General features: G+C 71.7%; 14 protein-coding genes, 1 tRNA gene and 1 pseudogene. 10 read left to right on the top strand and 6 right to left on the bottom strand.

Annotated elements, in window-relative coordinates; genetic code table 11:
* A pseudogene (locus tag AC0T5L_RS25720) lies at positions 1-135 on the top strand (succinate--CoA ligase subunit alpha); the annotation flags it as partial.
* Positions 136-253: 118 nt separating this feature from the next.
* Here the strand turns inward: AC0T5L_RS25720 and AC0T5L_RS25715 are convergent.
* Positions 254-751: a DUF1707 SHOCT-like domain-containing protein gene (locus AC0T5L_RS25715; protein WP_476168071.1), complete on the bottom strand. Its 498-nt coding sequence runs from the start codon at positions 749-751 to the stop codon at positions 254-256.
* 154 nt (positions 752-905) lie between these two features.
* On the opposite strand from AC0T5L_RS25715, the gene AC0T5L_RS25710 reads away from it, so the two are divergent.
* Positions 906-2558, top strand: a complete 1653-nt coding sequence (locus AC0T5L_RS25710; RefSeq protein ID WP_476168070.1) for a cell division protein PerM — start codon at positions 906-908, stop codon at positions 2556-2558.
* 77 nt (positions 2559-2635) lie between these two features.
* Here AC0T5L_RS25710 and mfd read toward each other — a convergent pair whose 3' ends face one another.
* A complete protein-coding gene (mfd, locus tag AC0T5L_RS25705; protein ID WP_476168069.1) occupies positions 2636-6244 on the bottom strand; it encodes a transcription-repair coupling factor in 3609 nt (1202 codons plus the stop codon).
* Positions 6245-6563: 319 nt separating this feature from the next.
* Between mfd and cysC the strand changes: the two genes are divergently transcribed.
* The gene (gene cysC / locus AC0T5L_RS25700; RefSeq protein ID WP_476168068.1) at positions 6564-8174 is read left to right on the top strand and encodes an adenylyl-sulfate kinase; all 1611 of its coding nucleotides are present in this window, start codon (positions 6564-6566) and stop codon (positions 8172-8174) included.
* On the top strand, positions 8174-8935 hold the full coding sequence (locus tag AC0T5L_RS25695) for a MazG family protein (protein ID WP_476168067.1): 762 nt from the start codon (positions 8174-8176) through the stop codon (positions 8933-8935). The genes cysC and AC0T5L_RS25695 overlap by 1 nt, the downstream gene beginning before the upstream one ends.
* 61 nt (positions 8936-8996) lie before the next feature.
* Here AC0T5L_RS25695 and AC0T5L_RS25690 read toward each other — a convergent pair whose 3' ends face one another.
* A complete protein-coding gene (locus tag AC0T5L_RS25690) occupies positions 8997-10457 on the bottom strand; it encodes an FtsW/RodA/SpoVE family cell cycle protein (RefSeq protein ID WP_476168066.1) in 1461 nt (486 codons plus the stop codon).
* A 268-nt stretch (positions 10458-10725) separates the two neighbouring features.
* On the opposite strand from AC0T5L_RS25690, the gene eno reads away from it, so the two are divergent.
* Complete coding sequence (gene eno, locus AC0T5L_RS25685) at positions 10726-12009, top strand: phosphopyruvate hydratase (protein WP_476168065.1); 1284 nt, start codon at positions 10726-10728, stop codon at positions 12007-12009.
* Positions 12010-12150: 141 nt separating this feature from the next.
* Positions 12151-12522 carry an FtsB family cell division protein gene (locus AC0T5L_RS25680; RefSeq protein ID WP_476168073.1) on the top strand — a complete coding sequence of 124 codons (372 nt, stop codon included), beginning with the start codon at positions 12151-12153 and terminating at the stop codon, positions 12520-12522.
* Positions 12523-12541: 19 nt separating this feature from the next.
* Here AC0T5L_RS25680 and crcB read toward each other — a convergent pair whose 3' ends face one another.
* Both crcB and AC0T5L_RS25670 read right to left on the bottom strand, forming a co-directional pair.
* On the bottom strand, positions 12542-12922 hold the full coding sequence (gene crcB, locus AC0T5L_RS25675; protein ID WP_476168064.1) for a fluoride efflux transporter CrcB: 381 nt from the start codon (positions 12920-12922) through the stop codon (positions 12542-12544).
* Positions 12919-13362, bottom strand: a complete 444-nt coding sequence (locus tag AC0T5L_RS25670; RefSeq protein WP_476168063.1) for a FluC/FEX family fluoride channel — start codon at positions 13360-13362, stop codon at positions 12919-12921. The genes crcB and AC0T5L_RS25670 overlap by 4 nt, the downstream gene beginning before the upstream one ends.
* Before the next feature lie 184 nt (positions 13363-13546).
* Here AC0T5L_RS25670 and AC0T5L_RS25665 point away from each other — a divergent pair, with 184 nt between their 5' ends.
* The 4 genes from AC0T5L_RS25665 to AC0T5L_RS25650 all read left to right on the top strand — a co-directional run bounded on the left by AC0T5L_RS25665 (position 13547) and on the right by AC0T5L_RS25650 (position 17185).
* The gene (locus AC0T5L_RS25665) at positions 13547-14158 is read left to right on the top strand and encodes a DUF501 domain-containing protein (RefSeq protein WP_476168062.1); all 612 of its coding nucleotides are present in this window, start codon (positions 13547-13549) and stop codon (positions 14156-14158) included.
* Positions 14155-15144, top strand: coding sequence for a Ppx/GppA phosphatase family protein (locus AC0T5L_RS25660; protein WP_476168061.1), 990 nt, complete (start codon positions 14155-14157; stop codon positions 15142-15144). The genes AC0T5L_RS25665 and AC0T5L_RS25660 overlap by 4 nt, the downstream gene beginning before the upstream one ends.
* 436 nt (positions 15145-15580) lie before the next feature.
* A complete protein-coding gene (locus AC0T5L_RS25655; RefSeq protein ID WP_476168060.1) occupies positions 15581-16957 on the top strand; it encodes an NAD(P)/FAD-dependent oxidoreductase in 1377 nt (458 codons plus the stop codon).
* Between the two features lie 151 nt (positions 16958-17108).
* Positions 17109-17185, top strand: a tRNA-Leu gene (locus AC0T5L_RS25650).
* A gap of 163 nt (positions 17186-17348) precedes the next feature.
* On the opposite strand, the gene AC0T5L_RS25645 is transcribed toward AC0T5L_RS25650, so the two are convergent.
* A complete protein-coding gene (locus AC0T5L_RS25645; protein WP_476168059.1) occupies positions 17349-19196 on the bottom strand; it encodes a PucR family transcriptional regulator in 1848 nt (615 codons plus the stop codon).
* Positions 19197-19323: the final 127 nt, after the last annotated feature.

Here is a 19323-nt window from a genome sequence, read left to right as displayed (position 1 = left end):
ATGGGCCACGCGGGTGCCATCGTGTCGGGTTCCTCGGGCACGGCCGCGGCGAAGAAGGAGGCGTTGGAGGCCGTCGGCGTCAAGGTCGGCAAAACCCCCAGCGAAACCGCCCAGCTGGCGCGCGAGCTGTTCTAGCCGCCAAGGCGTACCTCACAAGGCTCCGCCCCGCCGCATCCCGGTGGGGCGGAGCCTTGTGTGTGGGCGGGGCCGCACACGGGCCCGGGGGTCTTCGGCCGGGGTGGTGGTGGGGCACTCAGCCGTTGCCGAGCTCCTTGGGGCCATCGCCGCGGTGCCTGCGCACGATGGCGGTGGTGAGGCCGGGCGCCACGAGCAGCAGGAAGAACCCGAGGAAGACGGCGATGGAGGAGACGTTGCCGGACATGATCGCGGGCAGGCCCCACACGAAGAACAGGAAGCCGCCCCAGCCGATCATGCTGCCCAGATGGGGGCCACGGTCCCTGCGGTCCACCTCGCCGTGCTCGGCGGCGTCCTTTTCCAGGGGCGCGGACTCACGGGCGGCGGGCGCGGTGCCGGCGGGCTCGGTGAGAAAGCCCGGGCGCAGCCGTGTCGGCAGGTCCTCGAACAACGGGACCAGGTCCAGGTTGGTGACGGCGTTCAGAGCCGCGGCCGAACGGGCCTCGTGCTCGTCGATGTCCAGTCGGCCCTCCCCCAGAGCGGTCCGCAGCTGTTCCAGCGCGTCGTCGCGCTCGACGTCGGAGACGCGGTAGCGGTCGGGTTCGGGACCTGCCATGCGGCTTCGTTCCATTCGAGGCGGGGAGTGGTGCGGGGCTCACATGGTATGACGATGCCCGCGCGGATCCGGTTCCCGCTCTCGGCGGGCACCGGCACGACACGCGAGACGGTGGATACCGCAGAGCATTCCGGTCCCTGGCAGCATAAGCCGGGTGAGTACGCCAGGATCTCCCCCCGACCGAGGCCGTCCGTCCCAGCGCCCGCGGGCCAGCGGGCCAGGTGCGCCCGGTGCCGCCGCCGACGCTCCCCGGCCCGTCTACTCCACCGGCGGAATCGCAGCGGCCACGGCCGCGGGGCTGGGGCTGGCGGTGATCATCACCCTGACCATCATCGGGTGGGTGGCCGCGCCGCACGACGCCTTCGGCGAGGAGATCGTCGACATCCTCCGGGACGCGATCCTGGCCTGGCTGGTGGGTCACCACGTGTCGTTCTCGGTCCCCGACGGGCAGATCGCCCTGCTGCCGCTCGGCCTGGTCCTGCTTCCGGGGCTGCTGCTGTACCGGACGGGGCGGTGGTTGGCGCGCTCCTGCGAGATTCCCCGCCTGCGGTACGTGTACCGGGCCGCGCTGGCGGTCGCCGGGCCCTACGCGGCGATCGCGGGCACCCTGGCGCTGCTGGCACGCACCGAGACGGTCGAGCCGAGCATGCCGCGTGCACTGGCCATGGGGTTCGTGATCGCCTTCCTGGCCAGTGGCCTGGGGGTGCTGCGCCAGCTGATGCGCGACAAGGGGGTGGCCGCCCGCGACCTGTTGGACCTGATGCCCGCCCGGTCGCGGTCCTTGCTGGTGGGGATGTTCGCCTCCACGGGGACGCTCCTGTCGGGCGGCCTGCTGCTGTTCCTGGTGGCCCTCACGGTGAGTCTGCCCGAGGCGGTCGAGACGACGCGGATGCTGGGCCCCGGCCTGGTGGGCGGCGCACTGCTGCTGATCGTTCAGCTGGCCTACCTGCCCAACGCCGTGGTGTTCGCGGTGTGCTACACGCTGGGTCCGGGGTTCACGGTGGGGACGGGGACCATCGTCGCACCGACGGGGGTGTCGGCGGGAGCTCTGCCGATGCTGCCGATGCTGGCCGCTGTTCCGGAGAACGGGGCCGCTCCGGTGGCGTCTCTGGTCGCGCTCGCCGTGCCGTTCGTGGCGGGCGCGGTGGGGGGTGTGCTGACGCAGCGCAGCGCGCCCGACGTGGTCAGCGAGGCGGCACCCCTGTGGGGCTTCGTGTGCGGAGTGACCACGGGGATGCTGTGCGCGGTGCTGGCCGAGGTGGCCGGAGGCCCGCTCGGCGGCGAGAGGTTGAGCGAGGTGGGGCCGTCGGCGGGGCAGGTGGGTCTGGTCGCCGCCCTGGAGGTGGGCGTGGCCGCCGCCATCGCCGCGTGGGCGGCGAACTGGTGGTACACGCGCAAGCTGGGCCCGGCACGGCCGAGCCCCGCCGCGCAGGAGGGGGCCGGAACCCGCCCGGAACCGAGGTCACGCCCGGAGCCGAAGCCCCGCCAGGAGCCGGACCTGCCCCCGGACGTACCGGTCGGGGAGGGACTGGCCACGGTGACGCCGCTGCGCCGTCGAGAGGACGAGGAGGGCACGGGCCAGGCCGTCCGGGAGGACACGGAGAAGGCGGACCGCGCCACCGAGCGGGCGGCGCACAGACGGGCCCGCCGGGAGCTGCGGGAGCAGCGGCGCAGGGAGAAGAGGGCCCGGCGCGCTGAGGGCGGTCGCCGGTGGCGCCGCGGGTCCGCCGGGGACGAGGACCCCGAGGAGCTGTACGGTATCACCTACGAGGCCGACCCGAGCAGGACCGAGCCCCCCAAGAACTGACCCGGGCGCTGTCCGGGAGCGGGCCGCCCCGGGGATCGTCCCCCCGGGCGGCCCGTAGCCCGCGGCTCCTCAGCTGATCAGTCGCCCTGGGGCACGGCCTTCTTCTTCTGCGGCTCGAAGACGGAGTTGACCAGATCGGTGCACCACTTGAGCAGCTCCAGATCCCGCAGGGGCTTGCCGCCCAGACCGCCGGACTTGGGCACCGGCACCAGCAGGGTCCGGGCCGCCTCCTTGTGGAGGGCCTTGGGGTACATCCGCCGCAGCCGCAGCTCCTGCGACTCGCGTAGCTCCACCGGGGAGAAGCGGATCTGGTTGCCCTGCATCACCACGTCGGAGAGCCCCGCCGACTTGGCCAGTACCCGGAACCGGGCCACGGCCATGAGGTTGTCCACCTGCTCGGGTGGCGGGCCGTACCGGTCGGTGAGCTCCTCATAGGCGGCGAGGATGTCCTCCTCGCTGTTGACGCTGGCGATGCGCTTGTAGGATTGCAGCCGCAGCCGCTCTCCCGGCACGTAGTCGTGCGGGATGTGCGCGTTGATGGGCAGCTCGACCTTGGTCTCGATCTCCTGGGCCGCGTCCGGGTCGCCCTTGAGCTCGGCCACCGCCTCGCCGACCATGCGCACGTACAGGTCGAAGCCCACGCCCGCGATGGTCCCGGACTGCTCCGCGCCCAGGATGTTGCCCGCGCCCCGGATCTCCAGGTCCTTCATCGCCACGTACATGCCCGCGCCGGTCTCGGTGTGCTGGGCCACGGTGGCCAGCCGCTCGTAGGCGGTCTCGGTGAGCGGCCTCTCCGGCGGGTACAGGAAGTACGCGTAGGCGCGCTCGCGCCCGCGGCCCACCCGGCCGCGCAGCTGGTGCAGCTGCGACAGGCCGTAGGTGTCGGCGCGGTCGATGATCAGGGTGTTGGCGTTGGGCACGTCCAGGCCGGACTCGACGATGGTCGTGGAGACCAGTACGTCGAAGTTCTTCTCCCAGAAGTCGACCATCACCTTTTCGAGCTGCTGCTCGTTCATCTGGCCGTGCGCGAAGGCCACCCGGGCCTCGGGTACCAGGCGTTTGATATTCGCCGCCACCTTGTCGATGGACGCCACCCGGTTGTGCACGAAGAACACCTGTCCCTCGCGCATCAGCTCGCGGCGGATCGCGGCGGCGATCTGTTTGTCCTCGTAGGGCCCCACGAACGTGAGTACGGGGTGGCGCTCCTCGGGTGGGGTGAGGATCGTGGTCATCTCGCGGATACCGGTCAGGCCCATCTCCAGGGTGCGCGGGATGGGCGTGGCCGACATCGCCAGCACGTCCACCTGGGTGCGCAGCCGCTTGAGCGCCTCCTTGTGCTCCACGCCGAAGCGCTGCTCCTCGTCGACGATGACCAGGCCCAGGTCCTTGAAGCGGGTCTCCGACGACAGCAGCCGGTGCGTGCCGATGATCACGTCCACCTCGCCGCTGCGCAGCCCCTCCCGGGTCAGTTCCACCTCGCCGTCGGTCTGGAACCGCGACATCGGCCTGACCGTGATCGGGAACGACGCGTACCGCTCGGTGAACGTGGACATGTGCTGCTGCACCAGCAGTGTGGTGGGCACCAGCAGCGCGACCTGTTTGCCGTCCTGCACCGCCTTGAACGCGGCGCGTACCGCCACCTCGGTCTTGCCGTAGCCCACGTCGCCGCAGATCAGCCGGTCCATCGGGACCGATCTGGCCATGTCCTTCTTGACCTCGTCGATGGCGGCGAGCTGGTCGGGCGTCTCCACGTAGGGGAACGCGTCCTCCAGTTCGCGCTGCCACGGGGTGTCGGCGCCGAACGCGTGGCCGGGGGAGGCCTGCCGGGCCGAGTACAGCCGGATGAGGTCGCTCGCGATCTCCCGGACCACCTTGCGGGCGCGGCTCTTGGCCTTGCTCCACTCGGCGCCGCCCATCTTGGACAACGTGGGCGCCTCGCCGCCCACGTACCGGGTGACCTCGCCCAGCTGCTCGGTGGGCACGAACAGCCGGTCGCCCGGCTGGCCGCGCTTGGAGGGTGCGTACTCGATGAGCAGGTACTCACGGGTGGCGCCCTGCACCTGGCGGCTGACCATCTCCAGGTAGCGGCCCACACCGTGCTGCTCGTGCACGACGTAGTCGCCCGGCTTGAGCTGAAGCGGGTCCACCGTGCCCCGCCGCCTGCTCGGCATCCGCCGCATGTCCCGGGTGGAGGACTTCTGCCCTGCCAGGTCGGTCTCGGTGAGCACCACCGTGTGCACCGACCGCAGCAGGAACCCGTGGTCGACCAACCCGGTGGTGACCGTGGCGACCGCGGACTTGGGAGGGTCGTCCAGTTCGGCGGCCAGGGCGGCTCCCAGCCCCGAGTCGCGCAGCATCGCCACCAGGCGCTCGGCGGGGCCGTGCCCCTGGGTGACCAGCACGACGCTCCAGTTGTCGTGCAGCCAGCCCTTGATATCGGCCAGGGCCCGCTCGGTGTCACCCCGGTAGGAGTCGGCGGGCGCCGCGCCGACGACGACGGCGTCGTCCTCCTCGCCCACGCCGCCGTCCTCGCCCGCTGAGAAGGGGGTCAGTCCCCACCAGGGCAGGTTCAGCTCGGCGGCGGTGGAGCGCAGTTCGGCGATGGACATGTAGGCGGACTCGCCCAGGTCGATGGGCGCCTCACCGCCGGAGGCGGCGTTGATCCACGAGGCGTCGAGGAATTCGGCGCTGGTGGCCTCCAGCTCCACGGCGCGGGTGCGGATGCGCTCGGGGTCGCAGCCCACCACCATCGCGCCCTCGGGCAGATAGGTGAAGAAGGGCTCCATGCGGTCGGCGAGCACCGGCGCGAAGGCCTCCATGCCCTCCACCGCCACGCCGTCGGCGATCTTGTTCAGGACCTCGGCCAGGGAGGGGTGCTCCTCGGCCAGCGCCCGCGCGCGCTCGCGCACGGTGTCGGTGAGCAGCAGCTCCCGGCACGGCGGTGCGAACAGCCCGGAGGCGGCGTTGGTGCGGGGGCCGCCCTCTCCGCCCTCGCCGGGGTCGATGGACCGCTGGTCGGCGACCTGGAAGTAGCGGATGTCGTCGACGGTGTCGCCCCAGAACTCCAGCCGCAGCGGGTGCTCCTCGGTGGGCGGGAACACGTCCAGGATGCCGCCGCGCACGGCCATGTCGCCGCGCTTCTCGACCAGGTCCACGCGGGCGTAGCCGGTGTTGGCCAGGGCGGTGACCACGTCTTCCATGGGTGTCTCGTCGCCGGAGCGGATGCGTACCGGCTCCAGGTCGCCCAGATCGGCCACCAGCGGTTGCAGGACGCTGCGCACGGGGGCCACGACCACCCGTAGCGGACTGGTCAGCGGGTCGGCGGGGTCGGGGTGGGCGAGACGCCGCAGGACCGCCAGCCGCTGGCCGACGGTGTCCGAGCGCGGGGAGAGGCGCTCGTGGGGCAGGGTCTCCCAGGCGGGGAAGAGCGCCACCGAGTCCTCGGGCAGCAGGGAACTCAGCGCGTCGGCCAGGTCCGAGGCCTCGCGCTCGGTGGCGGTGACGGCGAGCACGGGTCGCTGTGCGCCCACGGGCGCGTCCGCGGCCAGCGCCCCCACCATGAAGGGGCGCAGCGCCGACGGGGCGACGAGGTCGAGGTGGGGATCGCGGCCGCCCCGGGCGGCCTCGATCGCGCTGTGCAGCGCCGGGTCCCTGGAGACGTCGGCGAGAAGTCCAATGAGGCTCATAGCACCAGAAAGTGGAAGTGGTCCGGATCAGGCGGTGGTGGTCGCGGCCTGCGTGGTGAGAAGGCGGCTGCGAAAATGGACGCCCGGCACCTCTCAGACTATCGAGTCCGGCGGCTCCGCGCGGGTGGGGTGTGGACAACCGGCGGCACGGAACCACACCGTGCCGTCAGCGTTCCGGTCCCGGTGCGGGCGGCAGTGCACCGGGTAGAACCGGCTGTGAACTGCTTCTATTCCGTTCGGAGCGGTGCTGGGCGAGGCCGCTCCGCGCTCCGGGCATACGCTGGGTGCGTTGCCCGGACCCCCGTAGGAGAGGAACCGCGTGGTGAGTGCCAACAGGCGTGGGCGTGTATCGGAGGGCAGCGTCGAACGGCCGGACGCCCCGGCCTTCGCCCCAGGTCCGGACGGGCTCGCCCACCTGGAGCTGATCCTCAACGGCGCGTACCCGCTGTCCGGTTTCATGACGCGGGACGAGTCGGAGGCCGTGACACGGGACGGTCGCCTGCCAGACGGGAGCCCCTGGCCGGTTCCGGTCACCCTGGAGGTTCCCGAGGAGCTCTCGGGCTCCGACCACCTGACCCTCACCGATCCTGAGGGTGCGCCCCTGGCCGGACTCGCCGTGACCGAGCACTGGCGAGGCGCCGACGGGCGCCACCGGCTGGCCGGTGTGGTGACCCTGCTGCGTCCGCCGACGTACGGGGTGCTGCGCGAGTTGCGGCCCTCGCCCGCCGAGATGCGGGCCCAGCGTGAGCTGGAGCCCTCTGACCGCCCCCTGCTGGCCGTGGTCACCGACCGGCCCCTGCACCATCGGGCCCTGCACCAGATCCGCGCCGAGGCCGACTCCCTGGGCCGGGTCCACGGGGACAGCGTCCGCGCCGAGGTGCTGGTGATCATCGACACCGGCCTGGAGGACGAGGGCATGGCCACGGCGGTGCTGGCGGCGGAGCCCCTGTTGCCCGCGCGCGCCTCCTTCGTGGTGTGCACGCTGCCTCGGAGCGCCGACCGCTCACGGGGCGTGCTGGGAGGTTCGTGGGGGCCGCGCGAGGTGGCACTGGCCGCGCACGTGGCCGACGCCTACGGTGCCACTCACATGCTGGCGGTAACCGACGGGGACGGTCCCGACGTCGAGCGGGTCATGGCCCTGCGCCCGCCACTGACGGTGCTGGACCCCGAGCCGTGGCGCTACTCCTCCGCCGAGGGGCTGTGGCTGCCGCTCACACAGGTCGACCCGGCCGAAGCCCGGTCCGAGCTGACCGACGAGCAGGTGGAGGCGGAGCTGGCGCACGGGCGCGAGCTGCCCGCCTGGTTCACCCCGGCACGCGTCGGCGCGGAGCTGGCGCGGTTGCGTCCGGCCCGCACCAGGAGGGGCCTGGCCGTGCTGTTCACCGGCCTGTCGGGGTCGGGCAAGTCCACGATCGCCCGGGGAGTGTGCGACGGCGTCCGCAGGGCGGGGAGGTCGGTGACCCTGCTGGACGGCGACGTGGTGCGGCGGATGCTCTCCAGTGAGCTGACCTTCTCCCGGGAGCACCGGGAGTTGAACATCCGCCGGATCGGATACGTGGCCTCGGAGGTCACCCGGCACGGCGGGGTCACGGTGTGCGCGCCGATCGCACCCTACGCCGGGGGCAGGGCCGAGGTGCGGGCGATGGTGGAGGAGTTCGGCGACTTCTTCCTGGTCCACGTGGCCACGCCGTTGCAGGTGTGCGAGGACCGCGACCGCAAGGGCCTGTACGCCAAGGCGCGCGCGGGGCTGATACCCGAGTTCACCGGGATCTCCGATCCCTACGAGGAGCCGGACGACGCCGACCTGGTGGTGGATACCGAGGGAATGGCCCCGGAGGATTCCGTGGCCCGGGTGATGACCGCCTTGCGTGAGGGCGGCTGGCTGCCCGAGCACGACGGCCGGTCGGTGCGAGCAGTGGAGGACGAGTGATGAACGAGCCCAGTGACGGCGCCCGTCCGGTCGGGTACCGGATGCTGCGACTGGTCGAGGTGATGGACACCCTGCGCAGGGAGTGCCCGTGGGACAGGAGCCAGACCCACGAGTCGCTGGTCAAGTACCTGATCCAAGAGGCATACGAGGCTCTGGAGACCGTCGAGGACGGCGACTTCGCGCTGTTGCGCGAGGAACTGGGCGATGTGCTGTTGCAGGTGGTCTTCCACTCGGCGATCGCCGCCGAACGCCCCGAGGGCGACCCGGCGCGGTTCACGGTGGACGATGTCGCCGACGCCATCATCGACAAGATGACCCGTCGCCACCCGCACGTGTTCGGCGGGGCGGAGGTGTCGGGCGCCGACGAGGTGCGGTCCAACTGGGAGGCCATCAAGGCCGCCGAGCGCGCGGAGAAGGCCAGGGCCGGGGGCGGCGACGGGCGAACCTCCGTGTTGGACGGGGTGCCGTTCGCCCAGCCCGCCGTGATGCTCGCCCACGAGCTACAGAAGAGGGCGGTGCGCAACGGGTTCCCCGCCGACCTGGTGGACGACGACGGCGCCGAGGGCGGCGAGCTGTTCGCGGCGGTGTCGGCCGAGCGCGAACGGGAACGCGACGCCGAGATCGACCTGCGGGCTGCGGCCCGCCGGTTCGACGCCCGCGTGCGCGCGGCCGAGGACGCGGCCCACGCTGACGGCCGGGAGCCCCGCGAGCTGTCCGAGGAGGAGTGGCGGGTCTACTGGGTCAAGTCCGGGAGGGCCTGACGGGAGGTCCGTGCGGTGCCCGTCCCGGGCGCCGCCGCGCGGTTCTCCGCCGCGGCCCCGCTCAGGCCCCGCGCCGCCGTCGCAGCGATCCGGGCAGGTCGCGTACGCGGATCACCTCGGTGGAGGGGTCGCCTGGCGCGAGCCCGGCGCTGAACGTGTCCCGGGGCCGCCGCGCGGCCTCGCTGATGACCAGCCACATCCCCACGATCCCCCAGTTGGCTATCAGCGCCGATCCGCCCGCTGACAGGAACGGCGTGGTCATACCGGTCATCGGGATGATGAGCGTCGCCCCGCCCAGCACGATGAACACGTCGAACGCGATGAGGAACGCGTACCCCAGCGCGGTCAGCTTGAGGAACCAGTCCCGGGTCGCCAGGGCGATCCGGAAACCCCGCTCGGCCAGCAGGAACAACAGGAGCAGCGCCGCGACCAACCCGGTCAGTCCGAGCTTCTCGCCCACCGACACCAGGATCAGGTCGCTGTCGGCGGCGAACACCTCCTGAACGAACCCGTCGCCGAAGCCGGTACCCGTCAGGCCGCCCTCGGCCAGTGCGAACATGCCCTCCACGATCTGGAAGCTGCCGCCCGGCTGCTCGTACACGTCGCGGTCGAAGGCGTTGAGCCAGATCTCCACCCGGCTGCGCACGTGGCCGAACAACAGGTACGCCGCGTACGCCCCGCCCGCGAACGCCGCCAAGCCGATGAGCACCCACGACTTGCGCGCGGTGGCGGCGTAGAGCACCGCCAGGAACGTGCCGAACAGCAGCAGCGAGGTCCCCAGGTCCCGGGTGCCCACCAGCAGCAGGATGGCCATGCCCCAGCCCACCGCCATCGGCGCCAGGTCGCGGGCGCGGGGCACGCTGAACACCTTGAGGTGCCCGATCCTGACGGTGCGGGTGACCAGTGCCATCACCTCGCGCCGCCGACCCAGGTAGGCGGCGAGGAAGATCACCAGCAGCACCTTGGCGAACTCCGAGGGCTGCACGGTGAACGGGCCGGCGCGGATCCACCGCCGGGCGCCCAGCACCTCGTGTCCCAGGGGGGACAGCGGCAGCAGGAGCAGCAGCAGGGCGGTCGCCGCGATCAGGTACGTGTACATGCTCAGCCGCCGCGGTCGGCGAACGAGCACCACCGTGGCCGCGCACAGCGCCATGCCCGCCGCGGTCCACATCAGCTGCCGGTCGGCGTCGCCGTGCTCCGCGCCGGGCCCGGTCATCTGGAGCACCCAGATCATGGTGACTCCCAGCCCGTTCAGGACGGTGGCCACCGGCATGACGACCGGGTCGGCGTAGGGGGCGGCGAAACGCAGCACGGCGTGCAGGCCGACCGCTCCGGCGCAGAGCACGCCCAGATAGGCCAGCAGGACGGGGTCCAGGCCCCGGGTGACGGACAGTGAAGCCGACAGCAGCGTCGCGGCGACGGTCAGGAGGGCGGCCACCAGGAGGACGAGCTCGGTGCCGCGCTTGGGCTCGGAGGGCAGGGCCCCGTCGGCGGAGCCGGGCTCGGTCTCGGGGCTGCCCATGTCGTCCCGCCGTCCGTTTCGGGGCCCGGAGCGCCCGGGGCGGGCACCTCGGCCCGGGGTACAAGTCCGCCCCTGCACTATAGGCGGCGGCGCGGAGCCTGTCCCGTGGTGTGTCGCCGCAGGCCCCGGCCGCCTCGAAAACCGGCATGTCCGATATGGACTAGACCAATTCCGCCGGGTGCGCGCACCTTCCCCGAACCGGTGTCGCTAGTCTCGTGTCGGGTCCTGAATCAGTGGTCCGACAAACCCCAAGAGATGGAGAGAGACTGTGGCGTCCATCGAGGCAGTACAGGCGCGGGAGATCCTTGACTCGCGGGGAAACCCGACAGTCGAGGTCGAGGTCCTGCTTGACGACGGCACCATCGCGCGCGCGGGTGTCCCCAGCGGCGCCTCCACCGGCCGGTTCGAGGCCGTCGAGCTGCGTGACGGCGGCGACCGCTACGGCGGCAAGGGCGTGACCAAGGCCGTTACGGCCGTCAACGACGAGATCTCTGACGAGCTGCTCGGCCACGCCCCGGACGAGCAGCGGCTCATCGACCGCGCGCTCATCGACCTGGACGGCACCCCGGACAAGTCCCGGATCGGCGCCAACGCCATCCTGGGCGCCTCCCTGGCCGTGGCCAAGGCCGCCGCCACCGAGGCCGGGCTGCCCCTGTTCCGCTACGTCGGCGGTCCCAACGCGCACGTCCTTCCCGTGCCGATGATGAACATCCTCAACGGCGGGGCGCACGCCGACAGCAACGTGGACATCCAGGAGTTCATGATCGCGCCGATCGGCGCGCCGACCTTCGCGGAGGCCGTGCGCTGGGGCGCGGAGGTGTACCAGTCCCTGAAGTCGGTTCTCAAGGCCTACGATCTGGGTACCGGAGTGGGCGACGAGGGCGGCTTCGCCCCCAACCTGGACAGCAACCGCGCCGCACTCGACCTGATCGTGGAGGCCATAGAGAAGGCGGGCTACACCCCGGGCACCGACATCGCGCTCGCCCTGGACGTGGCCGCCACCGAGCTGTTCAGCGAGGGCGTGTACACCTTCGAGGGCAAGTCGCGCTCGGCGGAGGAGATGGCCGCCTACTACGCCGAGCTGGTGGACGCCTACCCGCTCGTCTCGATCGAGGACCCCCTCGACGAGGAGGACTGGGAGGGCTGGCAGAAGCTCACCGGCGAGATCGGTGACCGGGTCCAGCTCGTGGGCGACGACCTGTTCGTCACCAACCCCGAGCGGCTCCAGCGCGGCATCCTGGCGGACACCGCCAACTCGCTGCTGGTGAAGGTCAACCAGATCGGTACTCTCACCGAGACCCTGGACGCGGTCTCCCTCGCCCAGCGCAGCGGGTACACGGTCATGATCAGCCACCGCTCCGGGGAGACCGAGGACACCACCATCGCCGACATCGCGGTGGCCACCAACGCCGGGCAGCTCAAGACCGGTGCCCCGGCGCGCAGTGAGCGGGTCGCCAAGTACAACCAGCTGCTGCGCATCGAGGAGGAGCTCGACGACGCCGCCGTGTACGCGGGCGTGTCGGCCTTCCCGCGCTTCGCCAAGCGCGGCTAGTCTGCCCCAGTGCCCCACGAATCCGAGCAGCAGCGCCCAAAGGCCAAGAAGGTGACCAAAGCCGACAGGCCCGGGCGCGGCCCTGCCCGGAGGAGGGGGACCGCTGGCACGGACATGGGCCGCACCCGGCGAGTGCGGCCCATGCTCACCAGCCGCGCGGCCATCCTCGCCCTCGTGGTGTGCATGATCGCTCTCAGCCTGGCCTACCCGCTGCGCGAGTACGTCGCCCAGCGCGCCCAGATCGCCCAGCTCCAGGAGGAGCAGGCGCGCATGGAGGAGAGCATGCACGAGCTGCGCCAGCGCGAGGAGGAACTCTCACAGGACACCTACGTCGAGCGCGAGGCCCGGGTCCGGTTGCACTACCAGTATCCCGGCGAGACCGCCTACATCGTCATCAGACCCGACGGCGAGGACGACGCCGAGGCCGACACCGGCCCCGGCGAGCCCTGGTTCGCCACCCTGTGGCGCTCGGTGGTGGAGGTCGACGACCCGCCGACCGACGACGGGTTCTGAACACCGCCCGCCGCCGTCCTCAGAGGAGGAGGGCGCGGGCCGGGAACACCCCAGCGGCCAGGGCGGCCAGCGCACAGCACTCCGTCACGGTCGCGTAGGCCGCGGCGGTGAGGGGGCGTCCGTTCCGGGCCAGCGCGAGGACCTCGTGGGAGAACGTCGAGTACGTGGTCAGGGCACCGCACAGCCCGACGGCCGCGAAGGACCACACTTGCGGCGGTAGGGCCACCGCGGACGCGGCGCCGAACACCAGGCCCAGGAGCAGTGTGCCCGCGGTGTTGACGGCGAGCGTGCCCAGGGGGAGCCGGTCGGAGACCTTCCGGTGGACGGCCCTGTCCGCCAGGTAGCGCAGGGCCGCGCCGGCGCCGCCGCCCAGGCCCACGATCAGCGGTTCCCAGCTCACGGGTGCCCCGCGCCGTCCAGGAGGCGGATCAGGCCTCCCCCGGCCCACGCGCCCAGGGCGGCGCCGGCCACGGCTCCGGCCAGGGTGAGCCCCATGTAGGCCGCGGCGAGGAGGACCTGGCCGGATGCCAGCAGCAGGCCGATGTCCAGAGTGTGCGCCGAGTAGGTGGTGAAACCGCCGAGGAAGCCGGTACCGAGCAACTGCCTGACCCACGGCGGAGCGGGTCCGGGTCCGGGCCAGCCGGTGACGACGGCGATCAGGACACCGATGAGCGCGGAACCGGTGAGGTTGACGGTCACGGTGGCCAGCGGCAGGCCCCCGTCCGGGGCGGGCCAGGCCACCGACACCAGGTGGCGGACCATCGCGCCCGCGGCCCCGCCGCAGGCGGCGAGGCCGGTCATCGCCGCGGTGCTCCGGGCCCGGTGCTCGATCGCGGACATAGCCCTCCCACACGTCGTGGCCCCGTGGATCCGGGGCCGCTGCTGTGTGGGGACCGTTGGCGTATGCGGTTGGTGACGGCAGGCCCCACTGCCGCGCCCCACCCCTCGGGGCGGTGCCGCGGGTGCCGGTGCGCGCCCGCGCCAGCCCAGCCTACTCCGTTCCGGCCCTATGCTGGGGTGCGCCATGACTTCCCCAGATCAGCCCGCTCAGGGGCCCGTTGACGCAGGCGGGCGCACCGGCGCCGCCGGTCGCACCAGTCCGGTCGCCGAGCGCGACATCACCGCCGTCGAACTTCAGTTGGGCCGCGCGCCGCGCGGAGTGCGCGGGGTCGCGCACCGCTGCCCGTGCGGCCTGCCCGACGTGGTGCGCACCGCACCCCGGCTGGAAAGCGGCGAGCCCTTTCCGACGTTGTACTACCTGACGTGCCCGCGCGCGGCCTCGGCCATCGGCCGGATGGAGAACGAGGGCCGCATGCGCCAGATGCAGGAGCGGCTGGGAGACGATCCCGAACTCCGGGCCGCCTACACCAAGGCGCACGAGTCCTACCTCGCCGAACGCTCCGAGCAGGCGCGCCTGGACGGTGTCGAGCCGCTGCCCGAGGGCATGCAGAGCACCGGCGGCATGCCCACCCGGGTCAAGTGCCTGCACGCGCTGGTCGCCCACGAGCTCGCCGAGCCGGGAACCAACCCCTTCGGCGCCGAGGCGCTGGAGGAACTGCCGCACTGGTGGGACAAGGGCCCGTGCGTGTGTGTCGACGAGGACGCCTCCGAGGGCGTCGAAGGGAACAGGTCATGAGCGGTGTCGCGGCCATCGACTGCGGAACGAACTCCATCCGTCTGCTGATCGCCGACGTGGTCCACGTCGGCGATGAGGAGGTACAGGTGGTCGACGCCGACCGGCGCATGGAGATCGTGCGCCTGGGCGAGGGCGTGGACGAGACCGGGGCGTTCGCGCCCCAGGCCCTGGAACGCACCTTCAACGCGCTGCGCGGCTACGCCGAGACCATCGAGTCACACGGCATCCCCCTGGGGCCGGAGGCGGTGCGCATGGTCGCCACCAGCGCCACCCGCGACGCCGACAACCGCCAGGTGTTCATCGACGGCGTCCGCGAGATCCTGGGCGTGGAGCCCGAGGTGGTCACCGGCCTGGACGAGGCGGAGCTGTCCTTCGTGGGCGCCACGGCCGAGTTCGAGGCCGGCGCGGACGAGGACGGGGAGGACCAGCTGTCCCCGCCGTTCCTGGTGGTGGACGTCGGCGGCGGCTCCACCGAGTTCGTCCTGGGCGGCGACCCGGACGGGGGAGAGGGCGGCGAACTGGTCCGTGCGTCCTTGTCGGTGGACATCGGCTGTGTGCGCATGGCCGAGCGCCACCTGCGCAGCGACCCTCCCACGGCGGAGGAGGTCGAGGCGGCGACCGCGGACATCGAGGCCGCGCTGGACGAGGTCGAGCGCGCGGTCCCGCTGCGCGAGGCCGGTTCGGTCGTGTGTGTCGCGGGCACCGCGACCACCGTCGCCGGGATCGCCCTGGACCTGCCCGAGTACGACTCCGAGCGCATCCACCACACCCGTGTGGGGGCCGCCGACCTGGACCGCATCACCGGGGACCTGCTCAAGTCGACCTCGGCTGAGCGGTCGCGGATCGGTGTCATGCACCCCGGCCGGGTGGACGTCATCGGCGCCGGCGCGCTGGTGCTGTCCCGGATGCTCGCCCGCACGGGGGCGGGCTCCTTCACGGCGAGCGAGCACGACATCCTCGACGGCGTGGCCTGGAGTCTTGTCTAGGAGGCAGTGCCTTTTCGGGGCTGAGCGGCACCCTCGCCGGACGCCTGCTGCACGGAGCCCCTCCTTGCCCGGGCACCGGCGGATGAGCAGGAGGAGCCACTGAGCGGGGCCCTCCGAGGGCCGCGCCAGGGGTTTGCCAGGTGAGACGCATCACCTCGCCAGGGCCTTGTGAATGCTTTCACAACCCCTGTGACCTGCGGAAACGCAAGTCAAGTGGGTCAAGAAGTGGTGGGAAGGTGAGCTGGTGTGAACCTTCTCTGTCGGGAGATGCTTGTGAAAGAATGCACAAGCACCCACCGAAAAGGGTCGAAGTACCCGCTCCGGCCCGGGCGGCACCCCACCGCGACCGCGGCGCGGGCGACCGAAGACCGTGACAACCTCGCGGCCCCTGGGAAAAGGGGCGCCACACTCAAGGAACCGTTAGGGCGGATATGCGATGACCGAGAGCAGGAACTACCGGCTGGTACACGGCGGAGGGGACGAGGCGGAGATCCCGCACATCCTCATCGTCGGCGGCGGTTACCTCGGGATGTACACCGCGAGGCGGCTGGAGAAGAAGCTTGGGGCCGGTGAGGCGCGGATCACCGTCATCGACCCGAATTCCTACATGACCTACCAGCCCTTCCTGCCCGAGACCGCGGCCGGCAACATCTCGCCCCGCCACGTCGTCGTCCCGCTGCGCAAGGTCTTCAAGAGGGCTCGGGTCCTGGGCGGCCGAGTCGTGCGTATCGACCACGCCGACCACACGGTCCGCTACGAGCCCAACGCGGGCGAGCCCGAGACCATCGCCTACGACTACCTGGTCATGTCCGCCGGCGCCGTCTCGCGCACCCTGCCCATTCCCGGCCTGGCCGAGTGCGGCATCGGTATCAAGACCGTGGAGGAGGCCGCCTACCTGCGCAACCACGTTCTCAACCAGCTCGCCATCGCCGACTCCACCGACGACGAGGCCACCCGCAGGAAGGCGCTGAACTTCGTCTTCGTCGGCGGCGGCTTCGCCGGTGCCGAGGCCATCGCCGAGCTGGAGGACATGGTCCGCGACGCGGTGCGCCACCACCACTCCATCAGCCTGGAGGACGTGCAGTTCTACCTCATCGAGGCGGCTGATAAGATCCTGCCCGAGGTCGGCCCCGATGTCGGGACGAAGGCCCTCAACCAGCTGCGCCGCCGCGGCATCGACGTCCGGCTCAAGACCTTCCTGGAGTCGGCGGTCGACCAGCGCGTCAAGCTCAGTGACGGCGCCGAGTTCGACGCGGGAACGCTGGTGTGGACCGCTGGCGTCAAGCCCAGCCCGGTGGTGGCCGCCAGCGACCTGCCGCTTGGTCCCAAGGGCCACCTGGACACCAGCGAGTACCTCACCGTCAACGGTGCCGAGAACGTCTTCGCGGGTGGCGACAACGCCCAGGTGCCCGACGGCAACGGCGGCTTCTACCCGCCCAACGCCCAGAACGCGGTCCGCCAGGCCCCGGTGCTCGCCGACAACGTGATCGCCACCCTGCGCGGCGCCAAGCTCACGGCCTACCGTCACAAGAACCTGGGCGCGGTCGCCGGGCTCGGCCTGCACAAGGGCGCCGCCCAGCTGTTCGGCAAGATCAAGCTGAACGGCCGCCTGGCCTGGTACGCGCACCGGTCCTACCACCTGTTCGCGGTCCCGACCTTCAACCGCAAGATGCGCGTGCTCTCGGACTGGACGCTCGCCTTCGTCCTGCGCCGCGACTTCGCCGCGCTCCCGGAGATGGCCGAGCCCCGCCAGGCCTTCGAGGAGGCCAGCCATCCGCAGGTCGAGGACGGCCGCCTGCGACGGGTCAGCTGATCAGGCCCGGCCCCGCGCCACGCCCACCGGTGCGGCTGCCCGGACATGAGCACGAGAAGACCGGCTTCCTCCGCGAAGCCGGTCTTTTCGTGTCCCAATCCGGCCAACTTGAATCAAAGTGGGCAATCAACCCGCCCGGTATGATGGGCACGCCCTCGTAGCCCAATGGAAGAGGCAGGCCCCCTAAAAGGGTCACAAGTGTCGGTTCGAGTCCGACCGGGGGTACCAGTACCTGTTTCGCGGCCTCGTCCCCGTATCGCGTCGTCCTCCGCCGTCCCGACGGGCGGTGGGAACGGTTGAACGGGGGCGGGCGCCCACGGGGCTCCCGTGCCGCGGGCGCCCGAACACGGACCGAAGCGGAGCGGAGGCCCCGGAGGACACGGCCCCGGGTTCAGCGCTCGTGGCCCTGCTGCTCCATCAGCAGTTGCAGCTGGGTGAACAGGCGCTCGCCCGGGTCGCCCAGGTCGATCCCGCTCACGGTCGCCGCCCTGCGTACCCGGTACCGCAGTGTGTTCGGGTGGATGTGCAGCCGCTCGGCCGCCGACCGCGCGTCCCCGAACGCCTCCAGGTAGGCCAGCAGTGAATGGACCAGGTCGGCGCCACCGGCACGGTCGTACTCGATCAGCCGGCTCACCCTCGGATCGCGCAGCGAGGGGTCCTCCCGCAGCCGCGCCAGGGTCTCGCTGATCAACACCCGTGAGCGCACGTCGGAGATGGTCGCCACCTCCCAGTCCACGCCCCGGTGCAGGTCGCGGCTCATCGCGTCCAGCACCCGGTCCGCTTCCGCCCGCGAGTCCGGCACGTCGCCCAGCCGCTCCACCAGCGATCCCACCGCCGCCTGCACCTCCAGGCCCAGCGCCGCGCGTGCGGCCGCCACCGTCTTACGGGTCAGCGCCAGCACCGACTGCTCCACTCCGCGCCACCCCTCCCGGCCGCGGGCCAGGTCCGGCAGCAGTACGTACACCCGGCCGCCCAGCTCGGTCACCAGGGCGCTGCGCCGGTAGGCCGCGGTGTGCACCGATACCAGGTCGACTATCTGGCGGCGTCGCAGCTCGCGTTCGGGTCGGTCGGGGCGTCCGCTCCGCTCCTCGCCAGCCCCCTCCGCGCCCTCGGCCATCGCGAACGCCACCACCAGGGCGCCCCGGTCGGCGTGCACCTCCACCGTGTCGGCCAGGGCGCTGGCGTCGATGCGCCCCTCCAACAGGCTCGACAGCAGGTCCTCGCGCAACCGCAGTCCCGCGTTGGCCTGCGTGCGCTGCCGGATCATCTGTAGCGCGGTGGTGCGCGCCGCGCCCAGCAGTGCCTCCTCGGCGTGCTCGGCCAGTGGACGCGAGCCCTCCTGTACCCAGATCGCGCCCAGCGGCTGGCGTCCGGCGTGGATGCCCACGGCCAACCGGCGCCGGATGCCCAGCTCGGGGTGCTCGTCCACGCGCACCACCTCCTCGCCGGCGCGCAGCTTGGCGAACACCCCCCATTCGCGCAGCAGCGCCAGGTACGACTCCGGGCCACGCCGCCCCAGTACCGACAGCCGCCGCAGTTCGTCCACCTCCGCGCCGCTGGAGTAGGCCAGCACCCGGCTCGCGGCATCCTCGATGCTCACCAGGCCCCCGGTGAGCTGGGAGATCGTCTGCGCCATGGAGAACAGGTCGCCGCTGGCCTCGCTCAGGTCCTCGGAGGCCGTCAGCCGGGCGTTGTCCACGATGGACTGGCACACCGACTGCAACTGGTCCCAGCGCACCTCGGGGCGGACCGACAACAGCGCGATCCCCACCTCCTGGGCCTCGGTGCGCAGTGCCCGCGACTCGTCGGCGGCGCCGGGCCGGGGCCGGTTCGCCCTCGTCCCGGCGGGTGGCGGAAGCACCTCCTCCTGGGAGGCGTGCCCGCTGGCCTTGACCGCGACCGCCGTGGCGCCCTGCCCGGCCAGCGCCCGGAGCAGTCGCCGTGCCGAGGCGCCCCGCGCCCCGATCAGCAGCACCAGGTCGCCCTCGCGCACCTCCGTGCGGTCCTCCGGATCGAGGATGACGACGTTGTCCACCTGAACATCGAGCCCGCCCGGTGCGGCGGCCACGTCCACGACGGGATCGCCGAGCGCCAGGAGCAGTCTGCGCAGGGGGATGCCCGTCGGTTCCTCGGCGGGTGGGCCGCTCTGACCAGGAGGGACGCCGGTTTCCGGTTCGGACTCGTGTGAGTCGTCGTCAGCGGTGGGAAACGGACCGGGTGATGGGGCGTCATTACTCATATGTGTCCCATTTTGTCCTAGTGAACAAATAAGGCGGGCAAAGAGTGGTCTGACCCACAAGGTTCGCACGCCCCTGTTCTGAGAGCGTTGAATCAGCCAAACCCTGCTTGTTTCAGGGACATTCTTC

Source organism: Nocardiopsis sp. TRM 82005, assembly GCF_056312425.1.
Note: the sequence above shows the minus strand (reverse complement) of the source record. Positions and strands in the feature narration are given on the sequence as shown.

Bases quoted from the DNA above. Each gene is read 5' to 3' on its own strand.
- AC0T5L_RS25715 (WP_476168071.1), bottom strand. From the start codon at position 751: ATGGCAGGTCCCGAACCCGACCGCTACCGCGTCTCCGACGTCGAGCGC.
- mfd (WP_476168069.1), bottom strand. From the start codon at position 6,244: ATGAGCCTCATTGGACTTCTCGCCGACGTCTCCAGGGACCCGGCGCTG.
- AC0T5L_RS25695 (WP_476168067.1), top strand. From the start codon at position 8,174: ATGAACGAGCCCAGTGACGGCGCCCGTCCGGTCGGGTACCGGATGCTG.
- AC0T5L_RS25690 (WP_476168066.1), bottom strand. From the start codon at position 10,457: ATGGGCAGCCCCGAGACCGAGCCCGGCTCCGCCGACGGGGCCCTGCCC.
- AC0T5L_RS25680 (WP_476168073.1), top strand. From the start codon at position 12,151: ATGCTCACCAGCCGCGCGGCCATCCTCGCCCTCGTGGTGTGCATGATC.
- AC0T5L_RS25670 (WP_476168063.1), bottom strand. From the start codon at position 13,362: ATGTCCGCGATCGAGCACCGGGCCCGGAGCACCGCGGCGATGACCGGC.
- AC0T5L_RS25665 (WP_476168062.1), top strand. From the start codon at position 13,547: ATGACTTCCCCAGATCAGCCCGCTCAGGGGCCCGTTGACGCAGGCGGG.
- AC0T5L_RS25660 (WP_476168061.1), top strand. From the start codon at position 14,155: ATGAGCGGTGTCGCGGCCATCGACTGCGGAACGAACTCCATCCGTCTG.
- AC0T5L_RS25655 (WP_476168060.1), top strand. From the start codon at position 15,581: ATGACCGAGAGCAGGAACTACCGGCTGGTACACGGCGGAGGGGACGAG.
- AC0T5L_RS25645 (WP_476168059.1), bottom strand. From the start codon at position 19,196: ATGAGTAATGACGCCCCATCACCCGGTCCGTTTCCCACCGCTGACGAC.